The organism is Paenibacillus sp. LPE1-1-1.1, assembly GCF_040676435.1.
Classification (GTDB): Bacteria; Bacillota; Bacilli; order Paenibacillales; family Paenibacillaceae; genus Pristimantibacillus.
Map to the genome: position 1 here is coordinate 1,372,028 of NZ_JBEGHY010000001.1, position 11,859 is coordinate 1,383,886.

9 protein-coding genes are annotated in these 11,859 nt (G+C 49.5%); 1 reads left to right on the forward strand and 8 read right to left on the reverse strand.

Going from position 1 to position 11,859, the window contains the following annotated elements; all coding sequences use genetic code 11:
- Positions 1-5: 5 nt before the first annotated feature.
- The 7 genes from MRBLPE1_RS05985 to MRBLPE1_RS06015 form a co-directional block, all read right to left on the reverse strand.
- Positions 6-1,631 carry a glycosyl hydrolase family 18 protein gene (locus MRBLPE1_RS05985; protein WP_364142767.1) on the reverse strand — a complete coding sequence of 542 codons (1,626 nt, stop codon included), beginning with the start codon at positions 1,629-1,631 and terminating at the stop codon, positions 6-8.
- 95 nt (positions 1,632-1,726) lie between these two features.
- Positions 1,727-3,721: a glycoside hydrolase family 172 protein gene (locus tag MRBLPE1_RS05990; RefSeq protein ID WP_364142770.1), complete on the reverse strand. Its 1,995-nt coding sequence runs from the start codon at positions 3,719-3,721 to the stop codon at positions 1,727-1,729.
- Positions 3,722-3,775: 54 nt separating this feature from the next.
- Positions 3,776-4,840, reverse strand: coding sequence for a family 43 glycosylhydrolase (locus MRBLPE1_RS05995; protein WP_364142772.1), 1,065 nt, complete (start codon positions 4,838-4,840; stop codon positions 3,776-3,778).
- A 28-nt stretch (positions 4,841-4,868) separates the two neighbouring features.
- On the reverse strand, positions 4,869-5,735 hold the full coding sequence (locus MRBLPE1_RS06000; RefSeq protein WP_364142774.1) for a carbohydrate ABC transporter permease: 867 nt from the start codon (positions 5,733-5,735) through the stop codon (positions 4,869-4,871).
- A gap of 11 nt (positions 5,736-5,746) precedes the next feature.
- Positions 5,747-6,673, reverse strand: a complete 927-nt coding sequence (locus MRBLPE1_RS06005; RefSeq protein WP_364142777.1) for a carbohydrate ABC transporter permease — start codon at positions 6,671-6,673, stop codon at positions 5,747-5,749.
- 55 nt (positions 6,674-6,728) lie between these two features.
- Positions 6,729-8,105 carry an ABC transporter substrate-binding protein gene (locus MRBLPE1_RS06010; RefSeq protein WP_364142780.1) on the reverse strand — a complete coding sequence of 459 codons (1,377 nt, stop codon included), beginning with the start codon at positions 8,103-8,105 and terminating at the stop codon, positions 6,729-6,731.
- Positions 8,106-8,184: 79 nt separating this feature from the next.
- Complete coding sequence (locus tag MRBLPE1_RS06015; protein ID WP_364142782.1) at positions 8,185-9,267, reverse strand: glycoside hydrolase family 172 protein; 1,083 nt, start codon at positions 9,265-9,267, stop codon at positions 8,185-8,187.
- Positions 9,268-9,470: 203 nt separating this feature from the next.
- On the opposite strand from MRBLPE1_RS06015, the gene MRBLPE1_RS06020 reads away from it, so the two are divergent.
- A complete protein-coding gene (locus tag MRBLPE1_RS06020; protein ID WP_364142784.1) occupies positions 9,471-10,340 on the forward strand; it encodes an AraC family transcriptional regulator in 870 nt (289 codons plus the stop codon).
- 195 nt (positions 10,341-10,535) lie between these two features.
- Here MRBLPE1_RS06020 and MRBLPE1_RS06025 read toward each other — a convergent pair whose 3' ends face one another.
- Positions 10,536-11,465 (reverse strand): patatin-like phospholipase family protein, encoded by a 930-nt coding sequence (locus tag MRBLPE1_RS06025; RefSeq protein ID WP_364142787.1) that lies wholly within the window; start codon positions 11,463-11,465, stop codon positions 10,536-10,538.
- Positions 11,466-11,859 lie beyond the last annotated feature (394 nt).

Here is an 11,859-nt window from a genome sequence, read left to right on the forward strand (position 1 = left end):
GCGTTCTATTGATTAAAGGAGGAGATCAAGCTCCAATCCTCATCTGTAAGCTGATTGATCTGCCATAAGGCAACGCCCCGCAGCCCCATCTCTTTCGCTAAACGCAGCTTTGCTTGAATGCTTTGCGCGTTTTCGTACCAAAGCAAATGCGAGCCTCTTGCATCCGTAAAGGTCACCCGGTTCAAAAAGTACGGCAGCTGCATGACCGATGTCGTATCCGGATTCGCAATCCGGGTTTCTACCGCGGCAATGGAAGGAGAGCGGAAAAATTCCACGGTACCGTCCGCCTTCGTCGTCCATTGGTTAGCCTGCTTCGATATGCCGAGCAGAAGCTTATCAGCAGGAATATGCGACAGCGCATCCCGTACGGAATCTCCTACCAGCGTAAGCGGCGCAGACGGCAGCCCGCTTTCCGCATGGGTGAATTCATAAGCCATCAGCACGACCTCGTCAGCCAGCTCCCCGATTTGTTTGTAATCATAACCGGCATAGTAATAGGATGGCGGGACAGCAACGGTTAACTTGGTCTCGCTGCTTAATTCAGCCTTAATCTCACGGATCAAGCTAGTGAACGAATCTTTGGAGGAAGCAGGAACGAGACCCTCGAAATCGACGGCAACACGGTCAAATCCGTACACCGGATTTGCTAGAATCTCGCCGAGAGATGAAACAAAAGCTTTGCGGGCTTCCGCATCGACAACGAATTCGCCAAGCTTTTGAAGCGTCGTATTCCCGAAAACCATCAGTGTTTTTTCCGAACCGCTGGCCTCGGCCGCAGCAAGCGTCTGCTCCCAGCCGCTCGGCGGCGCAAAGGTGACGTTTGCCATGCCGTTTCCTTGGTAGTTCAGCTTTGCCCAATCGAAGATCAGCTCGTCCGTATCGGCAAAGCGCTCTTGTTTCTTGTATGGCCCTGCTTCCGCATAGAAAGCGGAAATTTCAAGCTGATGGCCCTCGCTGCGGAAGCCGATCAAGCGATCGACCATAACCGCGGCTTCGCGGCGCGTCAGCGCTTTTTTGGGAAGGAACAGCCCTTTATTGTCCCCTTTCATGATAGAATCCGAGTAAGCTCTCATGACATAAGGAGCCAACTTGGGATCGATCTGATCCCGATCTCCGTAAGCCGCTTGCTTGCCAGCCTCTACCCAGCCCGATTCCAGCCACTGCTGCTTCTCCTCGGCGGATTTGTCCTGCAGCAGCGCAAAGGCGGTCAATGCCGCTACTTCCTCCCGCTTTATGCTTTGGGTCGGATTAAACTTGCCATTCTGAACGAATAAATCCAACCATCCGGCGTCATAGGCTTGCTTAATCGTGCCGTAGGACCAGCGCTCCTTCGCTACGTCAGAAAGAGCGGACGTTTTCTCTTTCTCCACTGCCGGCTTAACGGATTCTACTAATAGCTTAACAAATGCCTCTCTCGTCAGTGCCGCATTGGGGCGATATGTACCGTCCTCGTATCCCGTTACGACACCCATTGCAACTAACCGATAGATCGATTCCGCTGCCCAATCCTTCTCCGGCACATCCCGATATAATTTCAACTGCGCATCATAAGCAAACGCCTGCAAAGAAGTCCCTATCATAAAAAACAGCAATATTCCAATAAGCGTAACCGTTTTTCCCCGAAGCCTCACGCTATCCCTCTCCCTATTAGAGCAAATCTATCACTCTATTAATTTGATCGATAGTATGATAGCCTATTTCCCAACGAAAGTCCAATGCATCCATCTTATGGGATTAACGAGAATAGGCTGTAACGATACTCATTCCATGCTACCGCCGAATCGATGTATTCCACCTTTAGCCGAATACTGCGCTTCCCTCTCGTGTAAGACGCTGGAATAATAAAGTCTTCGTCCCGCCAGTTATGAGTCCCATTGCCTCCTGCTTTGTACCATATCCCTACAAAATCATTATCGACATACACCGAAGCGGATTGGTTTTCTACGGTTTGATCAAAGCGTCTTCGCAGCAAGGCTCCCTCGTTCCCAGGCTGGAGATCGAGCGTGAATGAGCTGTAACCGGTATGCGCACGGCCGTTATCCGTGACCAGATCATTGTTTTGCGCTCCTTCATACTGATAAAGGCTTGAGCCTTGCCAATAAGTCTCCGTAATCTCATAGGCATGGCTTTGCTCGCTTTCTTCGTTCCCCACATCAAGCGTATCCGACAAGACCAATTGACTGCGCGGATTATGATAATAAAAGGCAAGCAGCCACACCTGTTCCGTAACGTCATTGAAGGCGCCATGCTCCAGCATGACTCGTATTCCATCGCGGAAAGGAATGGCGTCATGCGTAAGAAACCGGTACATCGTAGCAGAGTCTCTATTATTTTCGATTCGAAATGCAGTGTAGCCGGCCAAGGGCTGCGTAAACAATCCTTTATTGAAATACCAGCCTCCGTTATAAAAGTCCTCTGTCCCCGTGCCGTGTATAGCCGGACTTTGACTGCCATCGACATACACCTTCTCATCGCCTTCCAAATGCCAGCGATCAACCGGACCTTGATTCAATTCGGAGTTCAGTGACTGAACGACGCCAATAAACTTACCTGCTCCCTCTTCCTCGAGCACGGGCAGATCTTTACCGTCATAAGCTTCCGCTTGCTGCTCGGAAAATCGGGTTTTGAAATATCCCATCTGCCGGAAAGACCCTGAAAACGGCCGATGCCGGAGTTCGAACGAAACATCTTTGACCGACTCCGTCCCTGTATTAACGAGCTCCAACCGCGCTTCCTTCTCAAACGGCATCGGGAAATACGCGTACATCGTGCCCGTATCGTCCATACCAACCGGAAGTGCTTTTGTGCCGAATGCCCCGAATGGTCCCAGCGCAAAAAAAGATCCCAGCGGCGCATCAACGGCGGGAGTCTCTTCTCCGTCCCAATATAGGCGTAATCTGATCTCGTTCAGCACAGCCCCATTGCCCGTAGCCGGCGTTACGCCCGGAATATTCAGCTTTAGGGAGGAAATGGCGCGCTGACCTTCGATTCGCAGCAGGACCTGTTCTTTCCCCCCATCGATGTCGATAGATCCCGTCTCGGCTGTCGTCCCGTCCTCGCTGAAAGGATTCTTTCCGGCAGCGCTCCATATTCCGTTCACCTCAGCGCTGTCTTCCTTCCCGTCCCAGGTCATGACAGCGGTGTCTGGAGTGTAGGTATGGTAACCGATATTATAAAAGAAGCTGTCGCCTATTCCGTTAGTCGTTACTTTGACGGATTCGGAGAACGGCAGCGGCAAATAACAGACAAAGCCGCCGCTGGATGCCGTATCGTCGACAACTAGCGGAGAGAGAAAAGGCTCGTTCGTCCCCGATAGCAAATCGCGAAGCGGCATGTCCACACGAGGGTCAACTTCTCCGTCAAAATAAATTTTGATGGTGGCATCTACGGGATTAAATCCGGTAAACCACATTCGGTATATCGTACCCGGCCCCTTCAAATCGAGCATGACTTTATCGCCATGCTTATCCAGATAAAGAAAATTGCTTTCTCCGAAACCATCGAAGTTACCTTCGCTCCGATCGTAGCTGGACGCGCCTCCGGCAAGAGTGTACGGCTGCAAATAGGGAAGGCGTTCAAAGCTGCTCATCGCAGCTAATCCGTATGGCTCGCCTGCATGGCCTTGCCGAGACAGGATTCCGATTGTGATCATTACCGTAAGAGCCGCAATAATCCCGATTACAACGAATATCGCCAATCGTCTTCTTATTTGATTCACCATGAATCCTCCACTCCTTTAATCTTGGGCATTCGCTAAAAAAAACTGCTTCCAGCGTTATCCGCCGAAAGCAGGGCCTTGCTTCACTTTAAAGCTTGGGGTCATTCCGTTTACGGAGGGCCAGCCTTCCGTCCAAACGAGTTCATCGATCATTAACGGGCGCCGCGTCGCCCCGTGTCCGAACTTAGGATAATTCACGTCAATCGCATGGTAGACGATCCAGTCCGTACCGTCGTCATCGGTAATAACCGCATTGTGGCCCGGTCCGGCGAAGGGGTGATCCTGATCAGTCAGAAAATAACCCGCTAATATGGTGTCGCCTTCTGCGAATAAAATATCGTCCCCTGCACGATTCAAATACGGCCCTTTAAGCGATTCCGCTCGGGCAACTCCTACGCGATACGTGCTGTCGGCCCCTTCGCAGCAGGCACCCGCGGAGCCGAAGAAATAATAGTAGCCTTCTCTCTTGATAATATAGGGGGCTTCATAACCCGTACCGGAAATTTGAAATTTCTCTGAGGCTACCTCGAGCCCGTCATCGGATAGCTGCACGCCGAATATGCCCGATGTTATGCCACCGAAAAATAAATAGGGAGTACCCTCATCGAGAAAAAACGCCGCGTCGATGGAATAGGCGTCCATCTCCTCGCTTACGAACAGCTTTCCCTTATCTTCGAATGGCCCTGCGGGAGAATCGGAGACCGCGACGCCGATGCCTGGATTCTGATCACCCCAAACCGATAACGTGTAGTACATATAATATTTATCTTTATATCGGACAACGTCAGGCGCCCAAACGCCGCCGTTCTTCCAGGCGGGCTTTATCCGGAAGGCTTCGCTGATATATTCCCATTTCGCCATATCCTTAGAACGAATGACAGGCACGACTCGCCCGCCCTCTCCGTCTCCCCAATCATCCTCGGTGCCGTAAGCATATACGTAGCCGTCATCGGCACGCAGTACGGAGGGGTCAGCAAGGACGGGCTCAAATACCGGGTTTTTATACATGACTGACTCAGTGGAAGCGGGCTGTACCCATCCATAGATGAAAAAGACAAGCACAGCCGCAGCGCAGATTATAATAGCGGCAGAGCTATAACGAACGTACTTTTTAGTCATCATGATCACCTAAAAACCCCTTTTTGCCAATTTAACCTTTCATGCCGGTCATCGTTATGCCTTCTACGAAATATTTCTGGGCGAAAAAAAACAGAATGACAGTCGGGATGAGCGCGAGGACCGACCCGGCCATAATCAGCGTCCACTCGGCGTTGTACGCGTCTTGAAACGTTGCCAGCACTAATTGAAGCGTATATTTCTCGGGAGAATTCAAATAAATAAGCGGTCCCATGTAATCGTTATAGCCGCCAAGAAAACCGAAGATGGCTTGAGTGGCGAGAGCCGGCTTCGAGAGCGGCACCATAATGCGAATAAAAATGCCAAATGGATTCAGGCCGTCAATTTTGGCCGCATCCTCCAGCTCGCTCGGAATCGTCTTCATAAATTGCCTGAGGAAGAAGACCGTCCCTGCTGCTCCGAACATGCCGGGAATGATTAGCGGCTTCCAGCTGTCGATCCAGCCTAAATATTTGTACAAAATAAAGGAAGGCACCATCAGCACAACGCCTGGAATCATCATCGTTGCGAGCAGAGCTATAAACAGCGCATTTTTCCCGGGGAAGTCCATTCGTCCGAATGCGTAAGCCGCAATAGCGCTTGCGAACAACCCGACGATCGTAGGCGGCAAGGTGACCGCCAACGTATTGATAAAGCCCCCGGGAAGATCGGACTCCGTTAATACCAGCTTGTAATTGTCCCAAATGACTTTAGTCGGAATCCATTTAGGAGGCATTTCGAATACAACGCCAGGCTCCTTTAGCGAGGTGGACAGCATCCATAGAAAAGGAATCGCCATCATGTGCGCTCCTGCAACAAGGAAGAGATAGGCCGCCGTTTTCTTGAAAGGATCACGATTCTTTCGTTTTTGATGCACCGGGCTTAGCGTACCAGCCGACATGGTATCCCTCCTCATTCATAATGCACCCAGCGCCGGGACAGGTAGAAGTTAAACAAGGTAATGATCATGATCACAATGCCGAGTACCCATGCCATCGCAGATGCGAATCCCATGTTCATATAACGGAAGGCGTTCTCGAACAAATAGTAAACGGCGGTCATGGTTGAGAAATTAGGTCCGCCGCCGGTCATGATCCGGAACCTTACGAAGTCCTGCAGCGCTCCGATGATCGACGTCACGATAATAAAGAAAGTGGTAGGAGATATTCCCGGAACCGTAATGTAACGAAATTTCTGAAAGCCGCCGGCGCCGTCCATTTCAGCCGCTTCATATAAAGTGGATGGCACTCCCTGCAGCGCGGCCAGATACAGCACCATATTGAAGCCGAGGCCTCCCCACACGCCCTGAATGATCATTGCCGGCATTGCCCATGCTTCCTCATTTAGCCAAGCAGGTCCATGGATGCCGACTAAAGCCAACAACTGGTTCAGAATGCCAAAATCTGAATTAAACACCCATTTCCATAACAGAGTCAAAGCGACGACTGAGCTGATGGCGGGCAGAAAGAACGCCGTTCGAAAAAAGTTGATTCCAGCGATTTTCTGATTCAAAGCCATCGCAATGCCGAGCGATAGAGCCATTCCGATCGGAATGCCTAGAGCCGCGTAGAACGTATTAATGGTCGTTTTCCGCATAAGAGGGTCTTCGAACAGCTGACGGTAATTGTCCATCCCGTTGAAATCCGGCGCCGAGAAGCCGTCAAACTTGGTGAAGCTGATATAAACCGAATAACAAATCGGGATGAAACCAAAGATCATAAAACCGATGATCGGCGCGGCAACAAATAAATAAGCCCAAAGGTATTCCTTCTTAAACCGGCGCTTGCCGTTAGCGGCAGCTCTTTGCTGTTCATGGACTTCCATGTAGCTGTTCATCATGAAGTTTCCCCTCTTTCTTCAAAGAGGAGAGGATCTCCCTCTCCCCTCGTCTGCGTTACTGGAACAATTCCGGATTCCCTTCGCGAAGCGCCTTTTCGACGTCCGGCTTGATCTGGTCCATTAATTCTTTCGCCGACTTCTTGCCTTCCCACATCTGGCCTAAATTTTGGTTAACGATGTCCCACCACTTGTTATTCGGTACGTAAGTCCAAGGTCCCGGCAGTTCATTCTCGACCGCCTTAAGAAAAACTTCCGCATGTTCCGGCTTCTCGCCAAGTGTCAAAAACACCTCTGAATTAGCCATCGTTTTGTATACCGGCATCGTTAAGCCTTGCTCGCTGCGGATCCGATTAGCTTCCTCGCCAGCCAAATAGGCAGTAAATTTAAATGCCTGATCGGGATATTTTGTCTTGCCGTAAACCGCATAGCCGGTTGATGCGCTCCATCCGCTCCATTTTCCGTTAGCCGGAATCGGAGCGACGTCCCAATCAAATTTCAATTGACGGAATACGGGAACGGACCATCTTCCTCCAATCATCATCGCAAGCTTGCCGGTTTCAAACATTTGTCCGTCATTCATTGCTTGCAGCGCCCGCGCATCCGGACTAATGCCATGCACATTTCGCATGTCAGCGGCAAATTGAAGCGCTTCGACTGCTTGATCTCCGTTTAGAACAAACTCCTTGCGATCATCGCTCAATATTTGTCCGCCGTTGCCCCACACAAAGCCTTCCCACCATGCAGGACCCATGCCGTACTGATCCGGCTTGCCGTCACCGTTCGTATCCTTGGTAAGCTTTTTGCCGACCTCGACCAGCTGGTCGAAAGTCATCGGCGATTCGGAGCTCGGGTAAGCAACGCCGGCTTCATCGAACAATTGTTTATTGTAATAAAGCACAGTGCCCGCCACATCCATTGGAAGCGCATACAAATCGCCGGTGCCCATTTTCATACCGTCGTACCGATACCGAGAAACAGCGGATTCGTACATGTCGCTCAAATCGAAGCTTGTATCGGTTACTTGCTGTTGAATGTTTTTGATTACGCCAAGCTTAATCCAGCGGGCAATGTCGCCGTCTCCTGCATAGAACACATCCGGCGCATTCCCGCCTGCCAAGACAGTATTCATTTTGCCAGCATAATCTGCTGGAATATGGATATATTGCACCTTAATATCCGGATTTTCGCTCTCGAAATTTTTGATTAGCTCTTCGTAAAGCTTTTTCTCATTCGGCTCGCCCCATCCGGAAAACTTGATCGTAACCTTTTCCTTCGCATCCGCTGCGCCATTTTCCGTCGCAGGGGTGTTTCCGCTTGTTTCCGCGGATTGATTCGTATTCCCATTGCTGCTCGAGCAGCCGGCAAACAAACTGATAACAAGGATAAGAAAAACAATCAATAGGACCCCATTATATTTGAACTTAATCCCCATATATTTATCCTCCTTCATATTTTCTCGGTCTTGCAGGACTATCAGCTTTTTGGCCTAAACGAGTCCCCCAATCGCAAGGTTAAATGACCTCCAAATGATTCTTCCCCGGAAGCGGCTGATACGGCGCATGAGGCTCCGCTTGGTACCAGTAAGCAACGGATGCGATATCGTCCTGCTGCGGCAAATATCTGCCTTCCGACCGCCACCCAAGCGCTTGAACCGTTATCCGCAAATCCTCCTCAAAGCGGATAGGATCCATAACATGCCACCTATACATACCGAACCGCTGCTGACTCCGATACAAGCCATCTGGCTTCGTGACTTGAGGCAGACCGAGAAACGCCGTGGAGAATGGATGATATTCCCCTTTCGGCTGTTCAAAGTTCCAAGCTCCTCCAAAATAGTCTTCGGTACCCGTTCCGCAGATCGTCGGGAATTGCTTGTCGCCGTCTAAATAAAATTTGAGTTCTCCTTCTCCCCACCAACCCGAATTATTTACCTGCCAAGCCAAATAGGTGCCGACATAATGCCCTTTTCCGCTGACACCGTCCAGAATGGTGTGAACATCCTTATACTTCACCGGATTGCTGCGATTCCACTGCGCATGGAAATAGGCGGCATCCTCCGGCACCTCCGTTAAGGTATAATCGATCTGATAATAGAGCACGACATCTTCGGCAGCTCGATTCTCCACCGTTACCTTGGCATGCTTGCGGAAGGGCATCACCCAGTAGCTGTTCATGCCGCCCGCCGGATTGACTGCTACCGGTATGGAGTTCACGTTCGTCCGCTCGCACCACCCGTTGCAGAAAAAGTCGCCAAAGGGTACCTCCACGGATGGAGCTTCTTCCTGATCCCAATAGAAGCGTAAAATTAGATTGCGCCACTGTGTCGGAAACGTTGTCATCCACATGTGCTGGATAGCTCCCGGCCCTGCGATGTCTGCCAGTGTAAAGACGCTTTCCTTCGGCAAAATAACAGAGGGCGATATTTTCCAGCCAAGGCCGAGATCACGTGCGCATAGCGCGCCTGTCCCTTCTGTCGCCATCGCTGCCTTTCCTTTCTCGCCAGTGAAATTTTCCGCGCTGATCGATCTTGTTTTTGCATCTGACAAACGCGGCAAGCTGCCCATCCCCATGTCCAATCCGTTAAAAGATACCATGATGTCCTCCTCCATTTTGAAAGCGCTGTATTGCTTTCTCTTAATTTCCCAAATCCTATATTTCATTCGGCCTATTACCGATTTTATAGAAATAAAAATGGGAATGACAGATCCATGCTGATCTATTTTTTAACCCAAATTGCTCTAATTATTAAGCGCCTTACCTCGTTGCTTGTATTATAATTATGGGAGGAGGGATTCACATGGATATGAATGCACTTTCGCCATATGTCCGCGTTGCCTGGGACAGTATTATCGATCCTCCCTTCGTCATTTCGGAGAGGGTTATTTACGATTATGAGCTGCTGTACGTCAAGGAAGGCGATATAAAAGTGACCGTAGAGGACCAGGTTTATTATGGGATACCCGGCGATATCTTTCTTTTTAAACCGATGCAAGCCCACTCGATCCAGCTTATGAACAACAGGCGCTTGCACCAGCCTCATATCCATTTCGATTTGTACTATCAGCCGGACAGCCCTACCGTCAAGGTGTCGTACAAGCCGCTAAAGGCAATGAACGAGAAGGAACGCGAATCGTTCCGCGAGGATATTACTCCGCTTATGGATTCCCCGCTTCCGAATCATATTCGGCTGAATCGGCCGATCGTCATCGAGAAGCTGATCTTTGACATCATCTTCGAACTGGAGAGAAAATTCCCTTATCACGAAATTGCTTCCAAAGGGCTGTTCGTCCAATTGTGGATACAATTGCTTCGGGAAATCCATTGGCAAAACAACGCGCATTTGTTGTCAAAATGGGAGCAGCTCGACCGCGTCAAAAACTATATCAGCCATCATACGGATTACGAAATCACGCTGGACGAGCTTTCCGATCTAGCAAACCTGAGCAAATATTACTTGTGCCGATTGTTCAAGAAAGCCTATGGCATGACGCCGATCCAGTACCATGTGGCCATTCGTCTTGAAAAAGCCAAGCAGATGATCCAGTTTACGAATCTTCCTTTATCCCATATTGCGGAAAAGCTTGGCTTTCAGAGCATTTATGCGTTCAGCAGAGCCTTTCGTAAGGTAGAGAACGTAGCGCCGTCCTTTTACCGGAAAAAGAGCTGACAAAAAAGCCATGCGGCTGGAACGTTATCGCTCCAGTCGCATGACTTTCCATCTTGCAGTATTTAGATTGTTCAAACATCCAGTCAATCGCGTCTTACTCCCTAAAAAGCGAAATTCCATTTTAATTAAATTTCGTTTCCTTCCCTGTTCCCATTAAGGTATGAGTATTAGAACAGGGTTGAAACAGACTACCGCCTACTTGTGATCGGAAGCGATTCGATATTCCTTAATGTACTGCTCACTGTCCCAACCGGATAGAAATTTGAGAGCTGCATCTTGCCCGGATTGAAAGAGCGAGTCCCGATCTTCTGCGTTCAGATCGAACTGAGTGGCAGACACTCGGCCTGTCGGGATAAAAACAGTCCGTTTTTTGGCGTGTTTGTCCACATGCCGTTGATCATGGGCTTTAAGCATGGTCTGGAACATGGCACGAAACATGGAGAAGGGACCGCGAATGTCATGAAATGGGATTTCCGTATGATCTCCTAATAACCGGAATCCAAACGTTGGCCAACGCGGAATCCCCTCCACATCAAAGAGCCAGATTGGATAATTGCTTAGAAGTCCGCCGTCCAGAATATAAAACGGTTTTCTTCTCATCTTCGTATGCAATCGGTACGGTTGAAAGAAATAGGGAATCGTTGTGCTCATCCTAACCGCGGCGGCAATCGGGAACTGGGAAGGAGAAATATCATAACGTGACAGGTCATCCGGCAGGACCAACATCTTTCCGCTGCTAATATCGGAAGCAATAATTTTCAGCTTTCCCTCGGGCAAATCAGCGAAGGTAGACACCCCTTTTTGGTTCAGCAAATAGGTTAACTTGTCTTCTAATGGTGTATTTAGGTAGATTCCTGACCGGAACAGAAGCGGAACCGCTTTACCGACAAAGGGTAAATAATGAAGCCATGTTTTTCCGAGCAATCGGGAGTAATCGAGCGTATTCATGATTTCTATTAATTCACGGGCGCTATACCCGCAGGCTAGAAGTGCAGCCACGACAGAGCCGGCGGATGTTCCAGCTAAACGCTCCCATTTATAGCCATTCGCCTCCATTACTTGAATAGCGCCAATAAAAGCAATCCCCCTTACGCCCCCGCCTTCAAACACGGCATCCACTTTCATAGACGTCTCTCCTTTCCGTCCTTCAGGAGTTATACGAGAGTACGATGGGTTATATATATATATAACTTTTCAATGGAATCATTCGTAATGAAACGTGCCGCTCGCGTTTATTCTTGATCGTAGTCTGGGTCAACATTTTTTGCGTCACGCTGGTAATGACAGGGCGATTCATTAGGGTCGGGCAGTATCTTTTCATTATCCATCACCAAAGCTCCTTTTTACTTTAAGGTCGCTGAACAGATGGGAAAAGCTCCAGCTATTTTTGTCCTGACATGCACCGTTAAGGCGCTTAACGGGAAAACCCGGCGTTAATTAAGGGGAGAATCGCTTATAGACCGTAAACCGGCCTAATTAGCGGGAGAATTTCCAGTAACACCCATCTCACATATGGATG

Excerpts from the sequence above, each read along its gene's own strand:
- MRBLPE1_RS05990 (WP_364142770.1), bottom strand. The coding sequence starts at position 3,721 with ATGGTGAATCAAATAAGAAGACGATTGGCGATATTCGTTGTAATCGGG.
- MRBLPE1_RS05995 (WP_364142772.1), bottom strand. The coding sequence starts at position 4,840 with ATGATGACTAAAAAGTACGTTCGTTATAGCTCTGCCGCTATTATAATC.
- MRBLPE1_RS06000 (WP_364142774.1), bottom strand. The coding sequence starts at position 5,735 with ATGTCGGCTGGTACGCTAAGCCCGGTGCATCAAAAACGAAAGAATCGT.
- MRBLPE1_RS06005 (WP_364142777.1), bottom strand. The coding sequence starts at position 6,673 with ATGATGAACAGCTACATGGAAGTCCATGAACAGCAAAGAGCTGCCGCT.
- MRBLPE1_RS06010 (WP_364142780.1), bottom strand. The coding sequence starts at position 8,105 with ATGGGGATTAAGTTCAAATATAATGGGGTCCTATTGATTGTTTTTCTT.
- MRBLPE1_RS06015 (WP_364142782.1), bottom strand. The coding sequence starts at position 9,267 with ATGGTATCTTTTAACGGATTGGACATGGGGATGGGCAGCTTGCCGCGT.
- MRBLPE1_RS06020 (WP_364142784.1), top strand. The coding sequence starts at position 9,471 with ATGGATATGAATGCACTTTCGCCATATGTCCGCGTTGCCTGGGACAGT.
- MRBLPE1_RS06025 (WP_364142787.1), bottom strand. The coding sequence starts at position 11,465 with ATGAAAGTGGATGCCGTGTTTGAAGGCGGGGGCGTAAGGGGGATTGCT.